The sequence below is a fragment of the Pulveribacter sp. genome, assembly GCF_032079985.1.
Taxonomy (GTDB): Bacteria; Pseudomonadota; Gammaproteobacteria; order Burkholderiales; family Burkholderiaceae_C; genus Melaminivora.
On record NZ_DAMATK010000001.1, the window covers coordinates 1,235,678 to 1,259,906 of the forward strand.

Annotated in this window: 19 protein-coding genes; 7 read left to right on the plus strand and 12 right to left on the minus strand. The window is 68.4% G+C overall.

All coding sequences use genetic code 11. The features are described 5' to 3' along the window. Positions 1–24 precede the first annotated feature (24 nt). Both RT282_RS05765 and RT282_RS05770 read left to right on the plus strand, forming a co-directional pair. Positions 25–1,074: an adenosine deaminase gene (locus tag RT282_RS05765; RefSeq protein WP_313312382.1), complete on the plus strand. Its 1,050-nt coding sequence runs from the start codon at positions 25–27 to the stop codon at positions 1,072–1,074. 133 nt (positions 1,075–1,207) lie between these two features. Continuing rightward, positions 1,208–3,619 carry a penicillin acylase family protein gene (locus RT282_RS05770; RefSeq protein WP_313312383.1) on the plus strand — a complete coding sequence of 804 codons (2,412 nt, stop codon included), beginning with the start codon at positions 1,208–1,210 and terminating at the stop codon, positions 3,617–3,619. A gap of 120 nt (positions 3,620–3,739) precedes the next feature. Here RT282_RS05770 and flhC read toward each other — a convergent pair whose 3' ends face one another. The 3 genes from flhC to bfr form a co-directional block, all read right to left on the minus strand. Continuing rightward, entirely contained in the window at positions 3,740–4,279 is a 540-nt protein-coding gene (flhC, locus tag RT282_RS05775; protein ID WP_312759792.1) for a flagellar transcriptional regulator FlhC, read from the minus strand. A gap of 56 nt (positions 4,280–4,335) precedes the next feature. Beyond that, positions 4,336–4,665: a flagellar transcriptional regulator FlhD gene (flhD, locus tag RT282_RS05780; RefSeq protein ID WP_312759793.1), complete on the minus strand. Its 330-nt coding sequence runs from the start codon at positions 4,663–4,665 to the stop codon at positions 4,336–4,338. Positions 4,666–4,918: 253 nt separating this feature from the next. Next, positions 4,919–5,395, minus strand: a complete 477-nt coding sequence (gene bfr, locus RT282_RS05785) for a bacterioferritin (protein WP_312305867.1) — start codon at positions 5,393–5,395, stop codon at positions 4,919–4,921. Between the two features lie 194 nt (positions 5,396–5,589). Between bfr and ahpC the strand changes: the two genes are divergently transcribed. Then, positions 5,590–6,153: an alkyl hydroperoxide reductase subunit C gene (gene ahpC / locus RT282_RS05790; protein WP_312305865.1), complete on the plus strand. Its 564-nt coding sequence runs from the start codon at positions 5,590–5,592 to the stop codon at positions 6,151–6,153. A gap of 111 nt (positions 6,154–6,264) precedes the next feature. After that, a complete protein-coding gene (gene ahpF / locus RT282_RS05795) occupies positions 6,265–7,833 on the plus strand; it encodes an alkyl hydroperoxide reductase subunit F (RefSeq protein ID WP_312305861.1) in 1,569 nt (522 codons plus the stop codon). 94 nt (positions 7,834–7,927) lie between these two features. Here the strand turns inward: ahpF and RT282_RS05800 are convergent, their stop codons facing one another. Beyond that, on the minus strand, positions 7,928–8,392 hold the full coding sequence (locus RT282_RS05800; RefSeq protein ID WP_313312387.1) for a hypothetical protein: 465 nt from the start codon (positions 8,390–8,392) through the stop codon (positions 7,928–7,930). Positions 8,393–8,590: 198 nt separating this feature from the next. Between RT282_RS05800 and mgtE the strand changes: the two genes are divergently transcribed. Continuing rightward, positions 8,591–9,928 carry a magnesium transporter gene (gene mgtE, locus RT282_RS05805; RefSeq protein WP_313312388.1) on the plus strand — a complete coding sequence of 446 codons (1,338 nt, stop codon included), beginning with the start codon at positions 8,591–8,593 and terminating at the stop codon, positions 9,926–9,928. Positions 9,929–9,961: 33 nt separating this feature from the next. Here the strand turns inward: mgtE and RT282_RS05810 are convergent, their stop codons facing one another. The 3 genes from RT282_RS05810 to RT282_RS05820 all read right to left on the minus strand — a co-directional run bounded on the left by RT282_RS05810 (position 9,962) and on the right by RT282_RS05820 (position 13,153). Continuing rightward, entirely contained in the window at positions 9,962–10,387 is a 426-nt protein-coding gene (locus RT282_RS05810; RefSeq protein ID WP_312759801.1) for a pyridoxamine 5'-phosphate oxidase family protein, read from the minus strand. 167 nt (positions 10,388–10,554) lie between these two features. After that, the gene (locus RT282_RS05815) at positions 10,555–11,460 is read right to left on the minus strand and encodes a DMT family transporter (RefSeq protein WP_313312389.1); all 906 of its coding nucleotides are present in this window, start codon (positions 11,458–11,460) and stop codon (positions 10,555–10,557) included. A gap of 133 nt (positions 11,461–11,593) precedes the next feature. Then, positions 11,594–13,153, minus strand: a complete 1,560-nt coding sequence (locus RT282_RS05820) for a fumarate hydratase (RefSeq protein WP_312305847.1) — start codon at positions 13,151–13,153, stop codon at positions 11,594–11,596. A gap of 180 nt (positions 13,154–13,333) precedes the next feature. Between RT282_RS05820 and fumC the strand changes: the two genes are divergently transcribed. Then, the gene (gene fumC / locus RT282_RS05825; RefSeq protein ID WP_312305843.1) at positions 13,334–14,743 is read left to right on the plus strand and encodes a class II fumarate hydratase; all 1,410 of its coding nucleotides are present in this window, start codon (positions 13,334–13,336) and stop codon (positions 14,741–14,743) included. 123 nt (positions 14,744–14,866) lie between these two features. Here fumC and RT282_RS05830 read toward each other — a convergent pair whose 3' ends face one another. The 5 genes from RT282_RS05830 to proV form a co-directional block, all read right to left on the minus strand. Next, the gene (locus RT282_RS05830) at positions 14,867–16,165 is read right to left on the minus strand and encodes a DNA topoisomerase IB (protein WP_313312391.1); all 1,299 of its coding nucleotides are present in this window, start codon (positions 16,163–16,165) and stop codon (positions 14,867–14,869) included. Positions 16,166–16,384: 219 nt separating this feature from the next. Beyond that, entirely contained in the window at positions 16,385–17,416 is a 1,032-nt protein-coding gene (gene proX, locus RT282_RS05835) for a glycine betaine/L-proline ABC transporter substrate-binding protein ProX (RefSeq protein ID WP_313312392.1), read from the minus strand. Positions 17,417–17,588: 172 nt separating this feature from the next. Then, a complete protein-coding gene (gene proX, locus RT282_RS05840) occupies positions 17,589–18,626 on the minus strand; it encodes a glycine betaine/L-proline ABC transporter substrate-binding protein ProX (RefSeq protein ID WP_313084091.1) in 1,038 nt (345 codons plus the stop codon). 64 nt (positions 18,627–18,690) lie between these two features. Further along, entirely contained in the window at positions 18,691–19,995 is a 1,305-nt protein-coding gene (gene proW, locus RT282_RS05845) for a glycine betaine/L-proline ABC transporter permease ProW (protein ID WP_313312393.1), read from the minus strand. Positions 19,996–20,018: 23 nt separating this feature from the next. Then, positions 20,019–21,305: a glycine betaine/L-proline ABC transporter ATP-binding protein ProV gene (gene proV, locus RT282_RS05850; protein WP_313312395.1), complete on the minus strand. Its 1,287-nt coding sequence runs from the start codon at positions 21,303–21,305 to the stop codon at positions 20,019–20,021. Positions 21,306–22,074: 769 nt separating this feature from the next. On the opposite strand from proV, the gene acs reads away from it, so the two are divergent. Continuing rightward, positions 22,075–24,069: an acetate--CoA ligase gene (gene acs / locus RT282_RS05855; protein ID WP_313312397.1), complete on the plus strand. Its 1,995-nt coding sequence runs from the start codon at positions 22,075–22,077 to the stop codon at positions 24,067–24,069. Positions 24,070–24,229: the final 160 nt, after the last annotated feature.

A 24,229-nucleotide genomic window follows, 5' to 3' on the forward strand; every position in this document is an offset into this window, starting at 1 on the left:
AGACGACGACTGGAGATGATCGCCATGTACACACCGCCCCCCATCGCCCGAGAGCGCCTGCCGGCGCTGCTGGCGGCCATGCCCAAGGCCGAGCTGCACATCCACATCGAAGGCTCGCTGGAGCCAGAGATGATCTTCGCCCTGGCGCGGCGCAATGGGGTGGATCTGGCGTACGACAGCGTCGAGGCGCTGCGCCGCGCCTATGCCTTCACCGATCTGCAGAGCTTCCTGGACATCTATTACGCCGGCGCCAGCGTGCTGCTGCATGAGCAGGACTTTTACGACATGGCCCGCGCCTACCTTGCGCGGGCAGCTATGCAAACGGTAGCGCACGCCGAGATCTTCTTCGACCCGCAGACGCACACCGCGCGCGGCGTGGCGATGGACACGGTGGTGCGCGGCCTGCACCGCGCCTGCGTGGACGCGCAGGCCGAGCTGGGCATCTCCTCCTCGCTCATCCTGTGCTTCTTGCGCCACCTGAGCGAGGAAGACGCCTTCGCCACGCTGGAGCAGGCCACGCCGCTGCTGGAGCACATCATCGGCGTGGGCCTGGACAGCAGCGAGCTGGGCCACCCGCCGGAGAAGTTCGCGCGCGTGTTCGCGCGCTGCCGCCAGCTGGGCCTGCGCCTGGTGGCGCACGCGGGAGAGGAAGGCCCGCCCGCCTATATCTGGAGCGCGCTGGACGTGCTGAAGGTGGAGCGCATCGACCACGGCGTGCAGGCCGTGCATGACGCAGCGCTGATGCAGCGCCTGGCGAGCGAGCGCATCGCGCTCACCGTCTGCCCGCTGTCCAACCACAAGCTGCGCGTGTTCCAGGATCTGTCGCAGCACAACCTCAAGCAGCTGCTGGACGCGGGCCTGGTGGCCACCGTGAACTCCGACGACCCGGCCTACTTCGGCGGCTACGTGAACGACAACTTCACCCAGCTCTTTGCCGCCGTGCCCCAGCTCACCGCGCAGGACGCCTGGCAGCTGGCGCACAACAGCTTTGCCGCCAGCTTCGCGCCTGAAGCTCAACGCCGCGCCTGGCAGGACCGGCTGGCCGAGAGTTTCGAGGCCTTCGCTCGCGTGTAGGACAAGACGCCGTCTTCTTCGCCCGGACGAAGGCGCGCCGGGCGCATTTGCCCTGTAGCCCCTTAAGCTGCTCCTGCCCGGCCGCTGCGTGCCAGCGGCCAGAGGGCATAGCAACGACAACAGGAGACAACGCATGAGACAGACGATGCAGCGCGGCGCCCAGCCGCGCCTGGTACTGACGCTGGCCGCCGTGGCGGCGCTGGCAGCCTGCGGCGGCAGCGGCGGGGGAGGGGATGACGGCGTCAACTACCGCGCCGAGATCCGCCGCACCACCATGGGCGTGCCGCACATCAAGGCCGATGACTGGGGCGGCCTGGGCTACGGCGTGGGCTATGCCCAGGCGCAGGACAACCTGTGCACCATGGCCGATTCCTTCCTGACCTACCGGGGCGAGCGCTCGCGGTACCTGGGCGGCGACGCCATCGCGGTGTACGACAGCACCATCGACCGGCCGCGCAACATCGACTCCGACTTCTTCTTCCGCCACGTCGTCTCGTCCGACGTGGTGGCCGCCATGTCCGGCGCCCAGGACGCCAAGATGCATGCCATGGTCGGCGGCTTCGTGGCCGGCTACAACCGCTACGTGGGCGAGGCCAAGGCCGGCGGCACGGCTCACGCCGCCTGCCGCGGCGAGGCCTGGGTGCAGCCCATCACCGAGCAGGACCTGTGGCGGCGCATGTACACCGCCAACCTGGCCGGGGGCTACAGCAACTTCCTGGCGGCCATCGCCAACGCCACGCCGCCGGGCGCGGCTGCGCCGGCGGCCAAGGAGCAGCTGGCGGCGCTCGAGCCCGGGGACATCACGGCGCCGCGCCTGCAGGTCGGCGGCACCACGGGCATCGGCAGCAACATGTACGGCTTCGGCAGCGCCGTCACGGGCGGCGACGGCCCCGTCATGTTCGGCAACCCGCACTGGTTCTGGAAGGGGCCGGACCGCTTCTACCAGGCCCAGCTGACCATCCCCGGCGAGGTCAACGTCAGCGGCGCCACCTTCCTGGGCGTGCCCATGGTGCTGATCGGCTTCAACGACAGCGTGGCCTGGAGCCACACCGTCTCCACCGCGCGGCGCTTCGGCTTCTTCCAACTGACCCTGGCCCAGGGCGACGCCACCAGCTACATGGTGGACGGCAAGCCGGTGAAGATGAAGGCCGTGCCGATCAGCGTGGAGGTGCGCCAGGCCAACGGCAGCACCGCCACGGTGAGCCGCACCCTCTACAAGAGCGAATACGGGCCCATGGTCAACCTGGGCAGCATGAACCCGGCGCTGGGCTGGAACGCCCAGTCGGCCTTTGCCATCCGCGACATCAACGCCGACAACTACCGCACCTTCCGCAACTGGATGCGCTGGAACCAGGCCAAGAGCCTGGACGAATTCATCGCCATCCAGAAGCAGGAATCGGCCATCCCCTGGGTCAACACGGTGGCCGTGGGCCGGGGCAGCAGCCAGGCCTGGTATGCCGACATTGGCGCCGTGCCCAACGTCTCGCCCGCGCAGGTCGCCCAGTGCACCACGCCGGTGGGCCAGGCCATGGCGCCGCTGCTGCCGGGCGTGCCCATCTTCAACGGCTCCAGCTCGGCCTGCCAGTGGCAAAGCGATGCCGACTCGGTGCAGGCCGGCGCCATCGGCCCGTCGCGCATGCCCAGCCTGCTGCGCGACGACTATGTGGGCAACATGAACGACAGCTACTGGCTGGCCAACGCCACGGCGCCGCTGACGGGCTACCCAGCCATCTTCGGGCCGGCCGGCACCGCCGCGCAGAGCCTGCGCACCCGCCTGGGCCACACCATGGCGCTGGAGCGCCTGGCCGGCACCGACGGCTACGCCGGCAAACAGGCCAGCAGCGCCATCGTGCGCCAGATGGTGCTCAACAGCCGTGTCTTCAGCGCCGAGCGCTTCAAGGACGAGGCGCTGGCACTGGTGTGCGGTGACGCCGCCACGGCCGCCGCCTGCGACGTGCTGCGCCAGTGGGACAACCACGGCAACAAGGAGTCGCGCGGCTCGCACCTGTGGGACGAGTTCTGGACGCGCGCGGCCAAGTTGCCAGACGCCCAGCTGTACGCCGTGCCGTTCGACCCGGCCCAGCCGCTGGACACGCCCAAGGGCATCAACCCGGCAGCGGCCGGCGCGCTGAAGCAGGCATTTGGCCAAGCCGTGCAGGCGGTGCAGGCCTCCGGCTTTGCGCTGGACGCGCCGCGCGGCGAGGTGCTGTTCGCCACCCGCGGCAGCGGCAAGATTCCCTTATACGGCGGCTGCGGCGGCGTGGGCTACTTCACCATCACCTGCTCGGAGAACCCCATCACCGCAGGTGGCTACAGCATGGACGGCCAGCCGCACGGCAACAGCTACATGCAGGTGGTGAACTTCCCCGCCGGCGGCGTGCAGGCATACACCTTCCTGACCTTCTCGCTGTCGGACGACCCGGCCTCGCCGCACTACGGCGACTACACCCGCGCCTACGGTGCCAAGGAGTGGGTGCGCATGCCGTTCACGGAGGGCGAGATTACCGGCAACGCCGACTACCGCACGCAGACCGTGAGCCAGTAACGCCGCTCGCCGGCTGAAAAGCACGAAGGCCCCGCTGCCGCAGCGGGGCCTTTTTCTATGGTTTTGATAGCTGCCAGCGCTTGTCCCATAAGCGCTGGCGGCATTTTTGACTGATATTTTTCAGTGCAGCGTCAGGGCGCCGGCGCTCTTGCTCTTGCCGGCGCGCGCCGGCGGGTTGCACAGGCCGCAGGTGTAGTGGCGGTTCTCGTACAGCTCGGAAACGAACTGCCCGCCGCACTGCGAGCACTTGGTGCGCGTGAGCATGCCCGCGTCGACGAACTTCACCAGCCGCCAGGCACGGGTGAAGGACAGCAGCGGCTCGATCTCGGCGGCCGCCACCTGCTCGTTGTACAGACGGTAGGCCTTGGTCAGCAGCTCCACCGCGTCCAGCGCCACGCCCTTGGACAGGTATTCGTAGATGTTCAGGAACAGCGAGCTGTGGATGTTTTCCTGCCAGGTCAGGAACCAGTCGGTGGAAAACGGCAGCTGGCCCTTGGAGGGCGACTTGCCCGCCACTTCCTTGTACAGGCGGATCAGCCGCTCGTACGACAGTGTGGTCTCCGACTCCAGCACCTGCATGCGGGCGCCCATTTCGATCAGCATGACAGCGCGCTCGATCTGCTTGGAATCTTGAAGGACGCTCTTGGCGGGTGCGGACATGGCAGGCTTTCGGTAGAAGTCGGTAGGCAGGGGGCAGGCTGTCTGGCTGCGAGCGGTCAGAGCACTTCGGATACGCGGCTGGCCATCAGGATGTTGGCGTGCAGCGCGTTGGTGGCCTCGCTGCTGTTCTTGCGCGGCGCGTTGTGGCTGGTCAGCAGGCTCCACACCAGCTCGTCGTCCACGCGGAAACTGCAAAGAAGGGTGTTGCGCGACGCCAGTTTCAGGATTTGCGCGGCCGACAGGGCTGCCAGAATGTCGGCGGCCTCCTCGCTCAGGCCGAGGCGGAACACGGCTTCGGCCTTGTCCTGGCGCACCAGGGTCTGGGCCAGCATCAGGTAGGTGAGGTTGGCTTCGCGGATTTCGGCGAGCAGTTGTTCGGAGGTCATGGCGCGGTTCCTTTTCAGCGGCGTCTCGTTGCGTTGCATGCGGTTGCATGTGTTGCGCGATTCGTTGAAATGGATTGTGAAACCAGGCCAAAAGGAAATTAAGTCGGGGTTCGGCGCTGCGCTGCGTCTGGTCGGGGGTCGTGCCTTGTAGGAATTTGCCTTACAAGCGCGTCGGGTCCACCTCGCCTTGCACGGGCATGAAAAAAACGGGCGCGCGGCCCGTTTTCCCTCGGTGCGGCAGCCCGGCCGCGCGTCAGCTGCCGTCGCCCATCTGCGACTGCAGGTAGTTCGGCAGGCCGACCTTCTCCACCAGGGCGATTTGCGTCTCCAGGTAGTCGATGTGCTCCTCGGTGTCCTCCAGGATGTCCTCTAGCAGGTCGCGCGAGACGTAGTCGCGCACCGATTCGCAGTAGGCGATGCCGTCCTTGATGGTGGCCTGGGCGCCGCGCTCGGCGCGCAGGTCGCATTCGAGGATCTCGGGCACGTCCTCTCCCACCTGCAGCTTGGCCAGGTCCTGCAGGTTGGGCAGGCCGTCCAGCATGAAGATGCGGTCCATCAGCCGGTCGGCGTGTTTCATCTCCCCGATGGACTCGTCATATTCGCGCTTGGCAAGCTTGTCCAGGCCCCAGTGCTTGAGCATGCGGTAGTGCAGGAAGTACTGGTTGATGGCGGTAAGCTCGTTCTTCAGCTGGGCCTGCAGATGGGCGATGACCTGGGGGTCGCCTTTCATGATGCTTCTCCTTTCGTGGGTGACAGGGCATTGTCATGACAGGTGCGGGTTGCGGCAAGACAATGACCGGTGGTCCGGAGCTTGATATAGATTAAAACTATTAACTTGATGCCATCAATTAATTGGATTTATTATCAATAAAGGCCTAGACTTCAGTCTCGTTCCACCCATCAACCAACCCGAGAGGAAACGCAATGTCCGTGCTCAACACCACCATCAAGCCCTTCAAGACGCAAGCCTTCAAGAACGGCAAGTTCATCGAAGTTTCCGAAAAGGACGTCCTGGGCAAGTGGGCCGTGTTCTTCTTCTACCCCGCCGACTTCACCTTCGTGTGCCCCACCGAGCTGGGCGACGTGGCTGACCACTACGACGAGCTGCAGAAGATGGGCGTGGAGGTGTATTCCGTCTCCACCGACACGCACTTCGTGCACAAGGCCTGGCACGACACGTCCGACACCATCCGCAAGATCAAGTACACCATGCTGGGCGACCCCAGCTGGCAGATCAGCCAGAACTTCGACTGCCTGCGTGAAGGCCAGGGCCTGGCTGACCGCGCCACCTTCATCGTCGACCCCGATGGCGTGATCCAGGCCATGGAAATCACCGCCGAAGGCATCGGCCGCAACGCCGCCGACCTGCTGCGCAAGGTCAAGGCTGCCCAGTACGTGCGCAACCACCCCGGCGAGGTCTGCCCCGCCAAGTGGGAAGAGGGCGCCAAGACCCTGGCTCCCTCGCTGGACCTGGTCGGCAAGATCTAAGGCGGCACGCACCTGACCGCAGCGGCCCTTCAAGCGGCCGACTCAAGACGCCCGGGTGCCTGGCGCCCGGGCTTTTTTTTGCCCAACAACTACACCTACAGGAGTGAACGCATGCTCGACACCACCTTGCAAACCCAATTGAAAGCCTATCTGGAGCGCCTGCAGCGCCCCGTGGAGCTGGTGGCCACCCTGGACGACAGCGCCACTGCCGCCGAGCTTCGCGAACTCCTGCACGAAATCCGCGACCTGTCGGACAAGATCACTGTGGTCGAGGCCAACGATCTGCCCGTGCGCAAGCCGTCGTTCCTCATCACCAACCCCGGCGTGGACACCGGCGTGCGCTTCGCCGGCGTGCCACTGGGCCATGAATTCACCTCGCTGGTGCTGGCGCTGCTGCAGGTCGGCGGCCACCCGAGCAAGGAAGCGGCCGACCTGCTGGAGCAGGTCAAGAACCTGCCCGGCGAGCACCACTTCGAGACCTACTATTCGCTGTCCTGCCACAACTGCCCGGACGTGGTGCAGGCGCTCAACCTGATGAGCGTGCTCAACCCCAACATCACGCACACGGCCATCGACGGCGGCGTGTTCCAGCAGGAGATCAAGGACCGCGAGGTCATGGGCGTGCCCACCGTGTTCCTGAACGGCGAGCGCTTCGGCCAGGGCCGCATGGAGCTGGCCGAGATCGTCGGCAAGATCGACTCCGGAGCCGCCGCGCGCGACGCGCAAAAGCTCAATGCCAAGGAAGCGTTCGATGTGCTGATCGTCGGCGGCGGCCCCGCCGGCGCGGCGGCTGCCGTGTACGCCGCGCGCAAGGGCATCCGCACCGGTGTGGCCTCCGAGCGCTTCGGCGGCCAGGTGCTGGACACCGTGGACATCGAGAACTACATCTCCATCCAGAAGACCGAAGGCCCGCAGTTCGCCGCCGCGCTGGAGCGCCACGTGCGCGACTACGAGGTGGACATCATGAACCTGCAGGCCGCCCGTGCCCTCAAGCCCGCGGCAACCGAAGGCGGCCTGGTCGAGGTGGAGCTGGAGAACGGCGCTACCCTGCGCAGCCGCACCGTCATCCTGGCCACCGGCGCGCGCTGGCGCAGCATGGGCGTGCCCGGCGAGGAGCAATACCGTACCAAGGGCGTGACCTACTGCCCGCACTGCGACGGCCCGCTGTTCAAGGGCAAGCGCGTGGCGGTGATCGGCGGTGGCAACTCCGGCATCGAGGCGGCCATCGACCTGGCCGGCGTGGTGGCGCACGTGACGGTGCTGGAATTCGCGCCCGAGCTGAAGGCCGACGCCGTGCTGCAGCGCAAGCTGCGCAGCCTGCCCAATGTGGACATCATCCTGAACGCCCAGACCACCGAAGTGACCGGCGACGGCAGCCGCGTGAACGGCCTGGCCTACAAGGACCGCACGACGGATGAGGTCAAGCAGCTTGCCCTGGAAGGCATCTTCGTGCAGATCGGCCTGCTGCCCAACACCGATTGGCTCAAGGGCACGGTGGAGCTGAGCAAGTTCGGCGAGATCGTGGTGGACGCGCGCAACCACACCAACGTCCCCGGGGTGTTCGCCGCCGGCGACTGCACCACGGTGCCCTACAAGCAGATCGTGATCGCCGCCGGCGAAGGCTCGAAGGCCGCGCTGTCCGCCTTCGACTACCTGATCCGCACGACCGCGCCTGCTTAAACACTCCCGTAGGCTGCCACGGACCGATGAACGAAAAAGCGCCCGGCAGGCAACTGCCGGGCGCTTTTCTTCTTTGGTTTGTTCAGCCGTCCGCTCAGCGCGTGGCCCACGCCGCCTCCTGCAGCGGTGCCGGCAGCTCGTGCGCCAGGGCCGTGTGCTCGCGCTCGTGGTGGTGCTCGATCACGTGGCGCAGCGCATGCGCGCCGTCCACCAGGGCCAGGATGGCCTCGCGTCGCTGCTGTTCGCCCTGCGCCGGGTGCGCCGCCGCCGCGCGCACCTTTTCCAGGTATTCGTCGGCCAGCAGGGCGATGCGGTCGTGCTCCACCAGATACACCCGCGCTGCCCAGCGCGCGCCTTCGGGCACATGCGGCAGCAACTGTGTGTTCTCGATCTCGATGTGCCGCACCAGCGCCCCGCGCCAGTCGATCAGGCGGCGCAGCGCGGCGGCGAAGTCGCCGCCGATCACGTCCAGCAGGTGGGCGTGCAGCTGCGCGTCCAGCTGCTGGTGCTCGCGCTCGAAGAACGGCGGGGACGAAGGCGGTGGGGTGGACGATGGCATGGAATGCGGCCTGTGAGTGTGGTGGATGCTATTGAAAGAGTAGCTGCCAGCGCTTGTCCAAAAATGGCTGCAGCCCAAAAACACGTGCAATGATGAGCCTAGGATAAACCCTTGCCGCCCGGCGCCATGCAGGCCAGGCGTGCAGAACCCGGACGGATGCGCCATCCTGCCGGTGAGCGACCGACCAAGGGACCCGCAATGAACCCCACCTCCACGCCGCCAGCCGGTGCCTTTCGGCACGTGCCGGATGCCGTCATCCACCTCAACGCCCTGAAACCTGACGAGGCCATCGTCTGGGCCGGGCAGCTGGACGATGCCACGCTGGCCGGGGTGCTGGAGAGCCCCGAGCTGCGCCGCGGCCCGGCCATCGCCCAGGCCGTGGTCGAGGCCGGCCGGACCGGCATCCTGCAGGCCGTGGCCGGCGACCGGCTGGCCGACCTGCTGGCCCAGCTGCCGCAGCGCGAACGGGATGCCGCCCTGAGCCTGCTGAGCCCGGCCACGCAGGCCAGCCTGGCGCGTCTGATGACCTACCCCGAGGGCACGGCCGGCAGCATCATGACGACCGAGTTCGTCGAGATACCCGAGCACTGGAGCGTCGCCCAGGCGCTGGCGCACATCCGGCAAACGGGCCAGCAGCACGAGACGGTCTACGCTCTGTACGTGGTGGACGGACAGCGCCGGCTGCGCTTCGTGCTGTCGCTGCGCCAGCTGGTGTGCGCCGATCCGGAGCAGCCGCTGGTCGAGCTGTGGAACGGCAGCGTACCCATCACCACCCATGCCCAGGCCTCGCGCGAGGAGGTGGCCCGGCTGATCCGCCTGTACGACTTCCTCGCGCTGCTGGTGGTGGACGACGCGCGGCGCGTGATCGGCATCGTCACGGTGGACGACGTGATCGATGCCCTCATGGACGAGGCGCAGGAGGACATGAACCGCTTCGGTGGTGGCGAGCGCATGGGCGCGCCGTACCTGGAGGTGGGCTTTTTCGACATGCTGCGCAAGCGCGGCGGCTGGCTGGCCATGCTGTTCGTCGGCGAGATGCTGACGGCCAGCGCCATGCAGCATTTCGAGGTCGAGCTGGAAAAGGCCGTGGTGCTGGCCATGTTCATCCCGCTGATCATGAGCTCGGGCGGCAATTCGGGCTCTCAGGCCACGTCGCTGCTGATCCGCGGCCTGGCCCTGGGCGAGGTGCGCCTGCGCGACTGGTGGCGCGTGCTGCTGCGCGAGCTGCCCACCAGCGCGCTGCTGGGTGCGGGCCTGGGCGCCATCGGTTTTGCGCGCATCCTGTTGTGGCAGCGCCTGGGGCTGTATGACTACGGCGAGCACTACTTGCTGATCGCCTTCACCATCTGGGCGTCGCTGGTCGGCATCGTGTGCTTCGGCTCCAGCATCGGCTCCATGCTGCCCTTCGTGCTGCAGCGCCTGGGGCTGGATCCGGCAAGCGCCTCGGCGCCGCTGGTGGCGACGCTGGTGGACGTGCTGGGGCTGGTGATCTATTTCTCAGTGGCGGCAGCCGTGCTGGGCGGCACCCTGCTCTGACGAAGTACAGGCGGGCCCGGTGCGCGGCCGCGCTCAGGCGTCCAGGTGCAGCGTGTGCTCGCCCATCTGGCCCCAGCTCTGGATGCGGCTGGCGCTGACCTTGATCAGCACCAGGTCCTCGTCATCGGGGCCCTGCGGGAACCATTCTTCCAGCTCCTCGCGCCACAGCTTTTTCTTCAGGTCGACATCCTTGACCACCTCGCCCCGGCCCCAGACCGAAATGAAGTTCACGGCCTGGCTGTCGACAAAGACCAGCTGCACCCGCGCATCCTGCCGGATGTCACGCACCTTGGCGGTGTCCACGCTGGTGAAGAACCAGTTGTCGCCGTCGTATTCGACTTCGCCGTTATTAGACATCGGCCGCGTGTTCACGCCGTGCGGGCTAACGGTCTGCATCATGCAGAAGTCGATCTGGCCCATGGTCTTGGCGATGTCCTTGAATTCCTGGCTGCGCTGCATGTGTGCTCCTGTGAAGGGGTGATTCAAGGCACCAGTCTGGCCGCGTGGCTTGCCGCCGTGCCGCCGACGTTTTCTGGCGCGCATGTCGTGCAAAGCCGCGTCGCAGGGTGGGCCTGCGTACGGTCAGGTCCCGGCGATGGCTGCTGGCATGCCCGGGCAGGGCGCCGTCAGCGGGCGGGGCCGTGCGCGCCGGGCGGTGGCGCAGGCTGCGCCTTGTGCCACACCACCAGGGCTATGCCGCCCAGTATGGCCAGCGACGAAAGCACGAACCGCGGCGTCATCACTTCCTGCAGCAGCCATGCTCCGCCGAGGGCCGTCAGCACGGGAACGCTCAACTGCATGATGGCGGCGCTGGTCGCGCGCAGGGCCGGCAGCGCCGCGTACCAGACGATGTAGCCCAGGCCCGAGGCCACGGCACCGGACAGCACGCCATAGACTAGTCCCGGTCCATCCCAGCGCGCACTGCCTGCCGCCAGCGCGCCCAGCGCCAGGGCCAGCGCCAGCCAGGCCGCCCGGCCAAAGTTGCCCGCCGTGACCCCTAGCGGATCCAAGGCGCCGCGCCCGCGCAGCGAGTAAATGCCCCAGGCAGCGCCGGCCGCCACCATGAGCAGAGCCCCGCCCGCCGGGGGGGGCGCCAGGCCGGGCGCCAGCAGGGCGGCCAGCCCGCCAACGGCCAGCGCCACGCCTGCCAGCTGGCCTGGGCGCAGCCGCTCTCCCCGCCACAGTCCATAGCCGATCATCGTCGCCTGCACCGCGCTGAACAGCAGCAGTGCACCCGTGGCGGCTGTCAGGCTGGCATAGGCATAGGAAAACGTGGCGGCATAGGCGAACAACGCCGTGGCCGAGCGCCAGTCGCCGCCGGCGCGCGCGCCCCGGCGCAGGCGCACGATCAGCCACAGCACGGCTGCGCCGGACACCAGCCGGATGGCGGCGAAGGACGCCGCGTCGACGCCGGTCTGCGTCAGCGCCAGCCGGCACAGCAGCGAGTTGCAGGCAAAGGCCAGCATCGCCAGCGCCGACAGCGCGGCCAGGCGCAGCGGGCTCATCAACGGCCTGGAAGTGGCGCCGGGCATGCAGGGGCGCAGGAAAAGGCTGCCAAGCGCAATGGGCATGGCAGCACGGCCCTGGGCTGCCCGCCGGTGCGTGTGACAAGGCGCATGGTTGAATCCCCCCTTCGCCTGGCAGCCGCAGCGGGCCGTTGCCGCCTCAGGCCGTGGCCAGCGCGATGCCCTTGAACTCGCCGCTGGCGATGCGCTTCTGCCACTCGGCCGGGCCGGTGATGTGGGCGCTGGTGCCGCCCGCGTCCACCGCCACGGTGACGGGCATGTCGACCACGTCGAACTCGTAGATGGCCTCCATCCCCAGGTCCTCGAAGCCCACCACGCGGGCGTGCTTGATGGCCTTGCTGACCAGGTAGGCGGCGCCGCCCACGGCCATCAGGTAGGCGCTCTGGTTGTCCTTGATCGCCTGGATGGCCACCGGGCCGCGCTCGGACTTGCCGATCATGGCGATCAGGCCGGTTTGCTCCAGCATCATGCGGGTGAACTTGTCCATGCGCGTGGCCGTGGTCGGGCCGGCCGGGCCGACGACTTCGTCGCGCACCGGGTCGACGGGGCCGACGTAGTAGATGACGCGGTTGGTGAAGTCCACGGGCAGCGGCTGCCCGGAAGCCAGCATGTCCTGGATGCGCTTGTGCGCGGCGTCGCGGCCGGTGAGCATCTTGCCGTTCAGCAGCAGCGTCTGGCCGGGTTTCCAGCTGGCAACCTCTTCCTTGGTCAGGGTGTTGAGGTCGACGCGCTTGCTGGTCTCGGTGTTGGGCGCCCACTGCACCTGGGGCCACAGGTCGATGCTGGGCGCCTCCAGGTACACCGGGCCGCTGCCGTCCATGACGAAATGCGCGTGCCGCGTGGCGGCGCAGTTGGGAATCATGGCCACGGGCTTGCTGGCCGCGTGGGTGGGGTACATCTTGATCTTCACGTCCAGCACGGTGGCCAGGCCGCCCAGGCCCTGCGCGCCAATGCCCAGGGCGTTGACCTTCTCAAACAGCTCCAGGCGCAGCTCCTCGACCTGATCGAGCTTCTCGCCGCGCGCGGCTTTGGCCTGCAGCTCGTACATGTCCAGGTCGTCCATCAGGCTTTCCTTGGCCAGCAGCACGGCCTTCTCGGCCGTGCCGCCGATGCCGATGCCCAGCATGCCGGGCGGGCACCAGCCGGCGCCCATCTCGGGCACGGTCTTCAGCACCCAGTCCACCAGGCTGTCGCTGGGGTTCATCATCACCATCTTGGACTTGTTCTCGCTGCCGCCGCCCTTGGCGGCCACGGTCACATCCAGGGTGCTGCCGGGCACCAGCTGCATGCTGATCACGGCCGGGGTGTTGTCCTTGGTGTTTTTGCGGGCGAAGTGCGGGTCGGCCACCACGCTGGCGCGCAGCGTGTTGTCCGGGTGCTGGTAGCCGCGGCGCACGCCTTCGTTGATGGCATCCTCCAGGCCCTGGCCGGCCGGGAAGCCCTCCCAGCGCACGTCCATGCCCACCTTCAGGAAGACGTTGACGATGCCCGTGTCCTGGCAGATGGGGCGGTGGCCGAAGGCGGCCATCTTGCTGTTGGTGAGGATCTGCGCCATCGCGTCCTTGGCGGCGGGCGACTGCTCGCGCTCGTAAGCGCGGGCCAGGTGCTGGATGTAGTCGGCGGGGTGGTAGTAGCTGATGTATTGCAGCGCGCCGGCGATGGATTCCACCAGGTCTTGGTAGCGGATGGTCGTGGTCATGAGGCGGAAGACGTGGGTGACGTGTAACAGAAATGACGGGCGGGATTATCCCCCTCGCACCTTGCAGGAGCCTGGCGCCAGGGCTTTGCGGGAAAAACCCGCCAGCTTCCGGCGCCGCGCGGTTTGGAGTGAAATGCCCCTGATCCACCCACCCGTCTTCATCCAAGGAACAGGCCCGACATGGACAGCAGCAGCCACCACCCCCGCAGCACCCGCACTGAGCGCGACACCTTCGGCCCCATCGAGGTGCCGGCCGACCGCCTGTGGGGGGCGCAGACGCAGCGCTCGCTGCAGAACTTCGACATCTCCGGCGAGCGCCAGCCGGCCGAGCTGATCCGCGCGCTGGTGCAGGTCAAGCGCGCTTCGGCCCGGGTCAACCACGCGCTGGGCCTGCTGCCGGCGGACCGCACGCGCGCCATCGTGGCCGCCGCCGACGAGCTGCTGGAGGGCGGGCACGAGGGCGAATTTCCGCTCGTCGTGTGGCAGACCGGCTCGGGCACGCAGACCAACATGAACGTCAACGAGGTGCTGGCCAACCGCGCCAGCGAGCTGATGGGGGGCGAGCGCGGCGAGGGCCGGCTGGTGCACCCCAACGACGACGTAAACAAGAGCCAGTCCAGCAACGACGTCTTTCCCACCGCCATGCACGTGGCGGCGGTGCAGGCTATCGCGCACCGGCTGCTGCCGGCCCTCGGCGAGCTGCGCGAAACGCTGGCCGCCAAGGCCGAGGCGTTTGACGACATCGTGAAGATTGGCCGCACCCACCTGCAGGACGCCACCCCGCTCACCCTGGGCCAGGAGATCTCCGGCTGGGCGGCGCAGCTGGCCCACGGCGAGCGCCACGTGCGCGCGGCCCTGCCTCACCTGTGCGAGCTGGCCCTGGGCGGCACGGCCGTGGGCACGGGGCTGAACGCGCCCGCGGGCTATGCCGAGCAGGTAGCGCAGGAGCTGGCGAACTTCACCGGCCAGCCCTTCGTCACCGCCCCGAGCAAGTTCGAGGCCCTGGCCAGCTGCGACGCGCTGGTGGCGGCGCACGGCGCCTTGAAGACGCTGGCGGCCAGCCTGACCAAGATCGCCAACGACGTGCGCTGGCTGGCCAGCGGGCCGCGCAGCGGCATCGGCGAGATCAGCATCCCCGAGAACGAGCCCGGCTCGTCCATCATGCCGGGCAAGGTCAACCCCACGCAGTGCGAAGCCATGACCATGCTGTGCGCCCAGGTCATGGGCAACGACGTGGCCATCAACATCGGCGGGGCCAGCGGCAACTTCGAGCTGAACGTGTTCCGCCCCATGATCGCGCACAACTTCTTGCAGAGCGTGCGCCTGCTGGCCGACGGCATGGTCAGCTTCAACGAGCACTGCGCCGTGGGCATCGAGCCGCAGCGCCAGCGCATCGCCGAGTTGGTCGAGCGCTCGCTGATGCTGGTCACCGCGCTCAATCCGCACATCGGCTACGACAAGGCCGCGCAGATCGCCAAGCGCGCGCACCAGCAGGGCACCAGCCTGCGCGAGGCCGCGCTGGCCTCCGGCCACGTGACGGCCGAGCAGTTCGACCAGTGGGTGGTGCCGGGCAGGATGGTAGGGCGCTGACGGGCGTCCGCCTGGCCAAGCCCGTTCGGGTCCGCGCCAGGAATATGGGTCAAAAAGGCCTGTAGCGGCCGTCAGTCAAGCGCCAGCAGCTACTAAAAGAGGAGCGACGCAGCGCTGATCCTCTCAGGCGGCGGCGGACGCCACGGCCGCACCGGCGCGTACGGCGCGCCTGGCCGCGGCAGGAGAGGCGCGTCCGGCCCCGCCGGCCTGGCCGCGCCGGGGCGCCTGCGCCGCCAGGCGCCGGCCCGCGCCGGCGGACCGGCCGGTGCGCGCCGCCCCGCCCGGGCGCCTGCCCCGGGCCTGCGCGGGCGCGGCGCGCGGGCGCGGCGGGTGGCGCAGAAAGGCCAGCAGCCGCCGCTCGGCCGCGCTCAGGCCCCGCGGGCTGCTGCCCGCGCGGCCCAGGCGCTGCCACAGGCGCTGCAGGCCCGGGCCGACGTCCGACGCCAGCCCTTCGCCCAGCGCCAGCACGGCCGGGTGCACATAGGACTTGCGGCACACCGCCGGGGTGTTGCCCAGCTGGCGCGCCACCTCGACCAGGATCTGCCGCGCCACGCCGCGCGCCGGCAGCGCGTCGCCGTCGGCCGCGCGGGTGCAGGCCACGCGCGTCAGTTCCAGCGCCTGGACCGTGCCGTGCCAGGTGCGGAAGTCCTTGGCCGTGAAGTGCCCGGTCTCGCCAGCGATCTCGGCCAGGTAGGCGTTCACGTCGCCCGAGCCGACGCTGTGCAGCCCGCCGTCCGCGTCCTGCCACTGGAACAGCTCCTGGCCCGGCAGCTGCTGGCAGCGGCGCACCACGCGGGCCACGCGCGGGTCCTCCAGTTTCGCCTCCTGCATCACGCCGCTCTTGCCGCGAAAGCGCAGCAGCGTGCTGGCGCCGCGCACGGCGGCGTGGCGCGTGCGCAGCGTGGTCAGGCCGTACGAGCCGTTGGTGACGGCATATTCCTCATTGCCCACGCGCACATAGGTCGTGTCCAGCAGCCGCACGATGGTCGCCAGCACGCACTGGCGCGACAAGGTCTTCTTGCGGCACGACTGCAGGTCGCGCTCCACCTGCCGGCGGATGCGCGGCAGCGCCTGGCCGAAGGCGCGCATGCGCTCGAACTTGGAGCCGTCGCGCACGCGCCGCCAGTCGGGGTGGTAGCGGTACTGCAGCCGCCCGCGCGCGTCGCGCCCGGTGGCCTGCAGATGGCCCTGCGGCAAGGGGCAGATCCACACGTCGGTGTAGGCCGGCGGAATGGCCAGGCGGCGGATGTGCGCCAGGTGGTCTTCGTCCTGCAGCCAGTCGCCGGCCGGCGTGCGGTAGCGAAAGGCATCGCCCTCGCGCACGCGGGTGATGCCGGGCTGGCTGCGGTCCACGTAGACCAGGCCGGCGGGAAGGCGGGGCGGACGCGGTGCGGCGGAGGGAGTGCGGGCGGGCTCGGGCATGGTGCCGATCACACCCTGCGCAGGCGGGCGCGGCTGTCGGCAGGCGCCAACGCCGCACGTGGGACGGGGCTTGGGCAGGCAGGTGCCGCCGCGTTTTAGGTGTTTTTGGCCTCCAGCGCTTGCTGGACAAGCGCTGGCAGCTATCAAAAACAAAGCGGGCCCGGCGATGCTGACATCGCGGGGCCCGCTGCCTTGGCCGGTCGGCCCGGCCTCAGGGGCTTACTTGGCGGCGGCGCGCGCCTGCGCCAGCCAGCCGTCGAAGGTCTTCTGGTGCGCGCGGATCCAGGCATCAGCATGGCGCTCGACGTCAGCGGCGCTCTTCTCGCCCTGGTGCACCAGGCGGTTCTGGGCGCTGATGTCGGCCAGCGGCACCTGCATGACCTCGAACAGCTTGCCTGCCGCCGGGTTCTGGGCCACCCATTCCTTGTTGGCCACGATGTACTGGTTGTTCAGCGGAAAGCCGTAGTTCTTGCCGTTGGCCAGCTGGGTGTCGGTGCCGGCCTGCACGCCGGGCATGGCCGAGTAGGGCACTTGCAGCCAGACCACGTCCTTGCCGGTGCGCAGCACGTTGCTCAGCCAGTGCGGCGTCCAGGCATAGAACAGCACCGGCTTGCCGTCCTGAAAGCGCGCCAGCGTCTCGGAGATCAGCGCCGTGTAGTTGCCCTGCACGTAATCGACCGTGGGACGCAGGCCGAAGGTGTCCAGGTGATGCTCGACCACGGCCTCGCCGCCCCAGCCGGCGTTGGGGCCGACCAGATCGGCCTTCCCGTCGCCGCTGCTGTCGAACAGCCGGGCCAGCTTCGGGTCCTTGAGCTGGTCCAGATGGGTGATGCCGTACTGCTCGGCCGTCTTCCTGTCGATCATGTAGCCCTGCACGGCGCCGGCGGAGTACACGCCCTTGCGCGACAGCTTGGAGTCGCCGCCAGCGGCCTTGTAGAACTCGGAGTGGTGCGGGTTCCAGTGGTTGGCGATCAGCGTGGCGTCGCCGCTGGCCACGGCCATGTGGGCCAGGGGGTAGTCCAGCTCCTTGTAAGGGGCGACGTCGTAGCCCAGCTGCTGCAGGGCCTTCATGACGAGCACGGTCTGGAAGGATTCCTCGGCCAGGGAGCTTTTCAGCACCACGACCTTGACGCCCTGGCCGGGCTGGGTGTCGACGGCGTGGGCGGCGGGTGCGGCCAGGGCCGTCAGCGAGAGGGCCGCGATGGCGGCAGTGTGGCGAATGAGGGTGTGGAGTCGTCGGATTGCTTGCATGCCTTTGAAACGGTGGGGCCGGCGCCCGCGCGCAGCAATGCGCTGCGCCCGGGCGCGGCAGGGTGAGGGAGAACGGGCCGTGCGCCGGCCTGGGGCCGGCAGCCGCGGCAAGGAGGTCGCCGGCGCAGGGGCCGGGCGGTCGCGGCGCGCGTGGGGCGCGCCTGTGCTGGCCTTACTGGGCCGCGGCGCGGGCCTGCGCCAGCCAGCCGTCGAAGGTCTTTTGGTGGGCCTTGATCCAGCCGTCCACGTGGCGCTCGATGTCGGCCGGCTTGTTCTGGCCCTGGCTCATCATGTGGTTCTGCGCATTGATGTCGGCCACCGGCAGCTGCATCACGGCGAACAGCTTGGCCGCGGCCGGGTTGGCCTCGGCCCAGGCCTTGTTGGCCAGGATGTGCTGGTTGTTCACCACGAAGCCGTAGTTCTTGCCGTTCGGCAGCTTGGTGTCGGTGCCCTTTTGCTCACCGGGCAGGGAGGAGAACGGCACCTCCAGCCACACTACGTCGCGGCCGGGCTTGAGCTCGTTGCTCACCCAGTAGGGCGTCCAGGTGTAGTACAGCACCGGCTTGCCCTCGCGGTAACGGGTGATGGTGTCGGCAATCAGCGCGGAGTACGAACCCTGGTTGTGCGTCACGGTGGGGCGCAGGCCGTAGGCGTCCAGCTGGTGCTCGATCACGGCCTCGCAGCCCCAGCCGGGGTTGCAGCCCGTCAGGTCGGCCTTGCCGTCGCCGTTGGTGTCGAACAGCTTGGCGATCTCGGGTTTTTTCAGCTGCTCCAGGTTGGTGATCTGGTACTGGTCGGCCGTCTTCTTGTCGATCAGGTAGCCCTGGGCGGCGTTGCCCGAGAAGACGCCCTCGCGGTAGAGCTTGGCCGCGCCGCCGGCGTTCTTGTAGTAGTCGGCGTGCAGCGGGTTCCAGTGGTCCGCGAGGAAGGTGGCATCGCCATTGGCGATGGCGACGTGGGCCGTGGGGTATTCCACTTCCTTGATGGGCTTGACGTCATAGCCCAGCTTCTCCAGCGCCCGCATGACCAGCAGGGTCTGGAAGGTTTCCTCGGCGATCGAGCTCTTGAGCGGCTGCACCGTCACGCCCTTGCCGGGCTGGTCGGCGGCCAGGGCGCTGCCGCCCGCAAAAGCCAGGGTCACGCTGGCCAAGGCGGTGGCCAGGCCGGCGCGCAGGGCGCGCGCGCGGCGCGGGGGAGTGTGGGTGGTCATGGTCATCCTTGGTTTTCCTTTCGTTGTGGTCATCGGTAAAGAGGTCCGGGGCATGCAGGCCGCGTCAGAGCGCGGGCTGGCGGCCCATGGGGGCTTGCTTGGAGGGCGCCGCGGCGGCAGCGGGCGCGGCGGCTGCCGGGGGCAGGGGGGTGGCCGGCACGTCCGCCGCAGCGGCCGCGCGGCGGCGCAGCAGGCGCAGCACCAGGCCGGCCGGGCCGGTATGCCACCAGCGCTGGCCGCCGCGGCCGGGCTCGCCCATGGCCTGGGTCAGGCGGTCCAGCACGATGGCCAGCAGCACGATGCCCAGGCCGCCCACGGTGGCCAGGCCCATGTCCAGGCGGCCGATGCCGCGCAGCACCATCTGGCCCAGGCCGCCCACCGCGATCATGGAGGCGATGACCACCATGGACAGTGACAGCATCAGCGCCTGGTTGACGCCGGCCATGATGGACGGCATGGCCAGGGGCAGCTGCACCTTCCACAGCAGCTGCCAGGGCGAGGCACCGTAAGCGCGGCTGGCCTCGATCAGGTCCGGGCGCACCTGGCGGATGCCCAGGTTGGTCAGGCGGATCAGCGGCGGCAGGGCGAAGACGATGGTCACGATGACGCCCGGCACGTTGCCGATGCCGAACAGCATGACCACCGGCACCAAGTAGACGAAGGCCGGCGTGGTCTGCATGGCGTCCAGCAGCGGGCGTGTAACGCGCTGGGCGCGGTCGCTGGCCGCCAGGGCCACGCCGGCCGGCAGGCCCAGCAGCACGCAAAACAGCAGCGAGGTCAGCACCAGCGCCAGCGTCACCATGGCGTCGGGCCAGATGCCCAGCAGCATCACCAGCGCCAGCGACACGCCCGTGCCGATGGCCAGCGCGCGGCCGGCGAACTGCCAGGCCAGCAGCGCGGCCAGCACGATCATCAGCGGTGCCGGCACGGCCAGCAGGGCGTCGGTCACGCCCGTGAGGGTGGCGTCGATGGGCGCGCGCACGGCCTGGAAGAAGGGGCGGAAGTTCTCCACCACCCAGTGCAGACTGTCATTGATCCAGCCCTGGATGGGCAGGCCGTCGGTCTGCAGCTGCTGCCACATCGCGGCGAAGCCGGTGTCGGCCGTGGCGTCCTCGCCCGCGCTAGCCGCGGCGCCCAGCCAGTCGGCGCCGGCGGCCGGATCGGCGGTGGCGTCCGAGCCACCCCAAGGGTCGCCCGCGGGAGTCGCGGTGGCGCCGGTGGCGCTGTCGCTCCAGGGATCGGCCGGGGCGGCGGCGTCCGCACCGCTCCAAGGGTCGGCCGCCTCGGGGCTGGCGACGGGCTCCTGGGCGCTCCAGGGGTTGCCGGTCTCTTCGAGAGGGGATGGGTTGGCCATCGTGCTGTCCTGCATGGTCTTGTTGCCTCCTTGTCGTGTCAGTGCAGCGGCGCCACGGGGTCAGTGGCCTGCGGAAAGTGGGGGTTGAGCTGCAGCGGCGCGCGCTCTTCCTGCGGCGGGGGCACGGGCGGGGTGTCGCGGTCCAGGAAACGCATCACGCCGGTGCGGCTGACCACGCCCAGGTACTTGCCGGCCTCGGTGACCACCGGCAGCGGGCACGGCGCCGTGGACATGGGGCCGAACAGGTCGGCCACCGGTGTGTCGGCGCTGACCGGCTGGGCGCCAGGCAGAAAGGCGTGGCGCAGGCCCAGCGGGCCATGGTGGCCGTGCAGCGCCTCGCGCAGCGACTGCGAGGAGACTACGCCCAGCAGGCGCTGGTCATTGCCCAGTACATAGGCGTGTTCGCGGTCGGAATCCTCCAGGATGCGCAGCGCGGCGCGGCAGCCTCGGTCCTCGTGCGCCGAGACCACGGTGAGCGCCTGGCGGGCGATGTCCCCGGCCTTGAACACGGCGGCGGCGTCCACACCGCGCACGAAGCTGCGCACGTAGTCGTTGGCCGGGCAGCGCAGGATCTCGTCGGGCGTGCCCACCTGCACCACCTGGCCGTCCTTCATGATGGCGATGCGGTCGCCGATGCGCATGGCCTCGTCCAGGTCGTGCGAGATGAAGACGATGGTGCGGCGCTTGTGCTCCTGCAGGCGCAGCAGCTCGGACTGCATCTCGGTGCGGATGATGGGGTCCAGCGCCGAGAAGGCTTCGTCCATCAGCAGGATGGAAGGGTCTGAGGCCAGCGCCCGGGCCAGGCCCACGCGCTGCTGCATGCCGCCCGACAGCTCATCGGGGTAGCTGGCGCCCCAGCCGGCCAGTCCTACCTGGGCCAGCGCCTGTTCGGCCGCCTGCTCGCGCTCGGCCTGGCCGACGCCGGCCAGTTCCAGGCCGAAGGCAGTGTTTTGCAGCACTGTGAGGTGGGGCATCAGCGCGAAGGACTGAAACACCATGGAGATGTCCTTGCGTCGCAGGGCGCGCAGGTCGCGATCGCTCAAGGCACTGATGTCCTGGCCTTCGACCAGGATGCGTCCGCTGGTGGGCGCGATCAGGCGGTTGAGCATGCGCACCAGGGTGGACTTGCCCGAGCCGGACAGGCCCATGACGACGAAGATCTCGCCGGGCTCGATGGTGAAGCTGGCGTCGAACACGCCGATGGAGTTGCCGGTGCGCGCCAGGATGTCCTGCTTGGACAGGCCCTGCTGCACGAGTTCGAGCGCGCGCTGCGGCGCCTCGCCGAAGACCTTGAAGACGTGGTCGATGATGATCTGCTTGGCCATGGGATGGCTTCCTCCCTCGCTGTAGTAATGGCTGTGAAGAGCCCCTGCGCGCACGGCGGCGCCCAGGGCATGGAAGCCGAAGCAAGGACAGGACAAGCCTGCGAAACCCCGATGCGCCGGCACCGCCCGGGCAGCACGCATCCGCAATGGGTAACGCGCGCGGCGGGCAGGGCCGGCAAGGCGGACACGGGAAAGACCACCAGTGACCTGGACGGCCCGAATGGCACGCAGCAAGGGTGCGCAAGGGCCTGGGATCAGCGCGGGAAGGCAAGAAAAAAGCCGCAAATGGCACTTGCCTGGCGCCGCGGGTGCCACGCCGCCCGCTGGGAAGCGGCCAGGCACCAGAAAATCAGCATCAGGGCCGAAACTTCGGCCGGACGACGCGCGCCGTGTCCGTCAAATGGATGGAACGAGGGCGCTGCGACGCGAAGATCCGCCGTGGTCACACGGCCCGGCCAAAGAGCCGGCGGGAGGCGGATTACCTGCGTGGCAGGTTGTAAAACACCGGCGAAGTATAAAAATTGAGATACTTTGCGTCAAAAGAAAGGTTTTTGCTTTTGTGTTATCCCTAATCTGTTTTGCTATGTTTTAAATAGCTGCCGGCGCTTGCCTGGCAAGCGTTGGGGCCCTTTTTTGCCTAAAAATTCCGCAGCTAACCCCCACGGCCGGGCGCTTGAGATGCGTCAGTGCTTTGTAAGTCCCAGGGTCGACAGTCAGGCGGAGAATTTCGTGCCTATCCGTGCCATTCGTGCCTAAAGGAGACAAAACCATGAGCGCTTCCCCGTCCGCGATCGAATCCGTGCTGATCGAAAACCGCGTCTTCCCACCTTCCGACAGCATGGTGCGGGCCGCCCGCATCTCCGGCATGCAGGGCTACGAGGCGCTGCGCGCCGAGGCCGATCGCGACTTCGATGGCTTCTGGGCGCGCCTGGCGCGCGAGAACCTGCAGTGGAGCAAGCCCTTCACGCGCGTGCTGGACGAGTCGGGCGCTCCCTTCTACAAGTGGTTCGAGGACGGCGAGCTGAATGCCAGCGCCAACTGCCTGGACCGCCACATGGGTACGCCGGTCGAGAACAAGACGGCCGTGATCTTCGAGGCCGACGACGGCAAGGTCACCCACTACACATACCGCGACCTGCTCACGCGCGTGAGCCAGTTCGCCAACGCCCTGAAGGCCAGCGGCGTGGCCAAGGGCGACCGCGTGCTGATCTACATGCCCATGGGCGTGGAAGGCCTGGTGGCGATGCAGGCCTGCGCCCGCATCGGCGCCACGCACAGCGTAGTCTTCGGCGGTTTTTCGGCCAAGGCGGTGCAGGAGCGCATCGTGGACGCGCAGGCCGTGGCCGTGGTCACCGCCAACTACCAGGTGCGCGGCGGCAAGGAGCTGCCGCTGAAGGCCATCGTAGACGACGGGCTGGCCATGGGCGGCTGCGAGTGTGTCAAGAGCGTGCTGGTGTTCGAACGCACCGCCACCGCCTGCAACATGGTGGCCGGGCGCGACAGGACCTTCACCGAAGCCCTGGCCGGCCAGAGCACGGAATGCCCGCCCACGCCCGTGGGCGCCGAGCACCCGCTGTTCATCCTCTACACCAGCGGCTCCACCGGCAAGCCCAAGGGCGTGCAGCACAGCACCGGCGGCTATCTGCTGTGGGCCAAGCTGACCATGCAGTGGAGCTTTGACCTCAAGCCCGAGGACGTGTTCTGGTGCACGGCCGACATCGGCTGGGTCACCGGCCACACCTATGTGGTCTACGGCCCGCTGGCCGCAGGCGGCACGCAGATCATCTTCGAGGGTATTCCCACCTACCCGCACGCCGGCCGCTTCTGGGAAATGATCGAGCGCCACAAGTGCTCTGTCTTCTACACCGCGCCCACGGCCATCCGCTCGCTGATCAAGGCGGCAGATTCCGATGAGAAGGTGCATCCGAAGAACTGGGACCTGTCCAGCCTGCGCGTGCTGGGCAGCGTGGGCGAGCCCATCAACCCCGAGGCCTGGATGTGGTACTACAAGAACGTGGGCGGCGAGCGCTGCCCCGTGGTGGACACCTGGTGGCAGACCGAGACCGGCGGCCACATCATCAACCCGCTGCCGGGCGCCACGCCCATGGTGCCGGGCTCGTGCACACTGCCACTGCCGGGCATCTACACCGCCGTGGTGGACGAAACGGGCCAGGAAATGCCCAATGGCGCGGGCGGCATGCTGGTCATCAAGCGGCCCTGGCCCAGCATGATCCGCACCATCTGGAACGACCCCGAGCGCTTCAAGAAAACCTATTTCCCCGAGGAGATGCGCGGCGCCTACCTGGCTGGCGACGGTGCGGTACGCAGCAAGGACAACGGCTACTTCCGCGTCACCGGTCGCATCGACGACGTGCTGAACGTCTCGGGCCACCGCATGGGCACCATGGAGATCGAGTCCGCCCTGGTGGCCAAGTCCGACATCGTGGCCGAGGCCGCCGTGGTGGGCCGTCCCGACGACCTGACGGGCGAGGCCATCTGCGCCTTCGTGGTGCTGAAGCGCCCCCGCCCCGTGGGCGACGAGGCCAAGCAGATCGCCAAGGAGCTGCGCGACTGGGTGGCCAGGGAGATCGGCCCCATCGCCAAGCCCAAGGACATCCGCTTCGGCGATAACCTGCCCAAGACGCGCTCGGGCAAGATCATGCGCCGCCTGCTGCGCTCGCTGGCCAAGGGCGAAACCATCACCCAGGACACGAGTACCTTGGAGAACCCCGCCATCCTGGATCAGTTGGCAGAGAACAACTGACCCAGGCGCGGCGCCAGCCGCTCAGGCCGCCCGCTGCAAGGCCGGGCGGCTTTTTTTCGTCCTGCTGTAGGAGCGTTGCGCGAATGGCTCCGCGCGCGCCGTGCACAGGCGGGTCATGGGTTACAACAGCGTCTGCCCAATTTGCCGAGGAGTTTTTCCC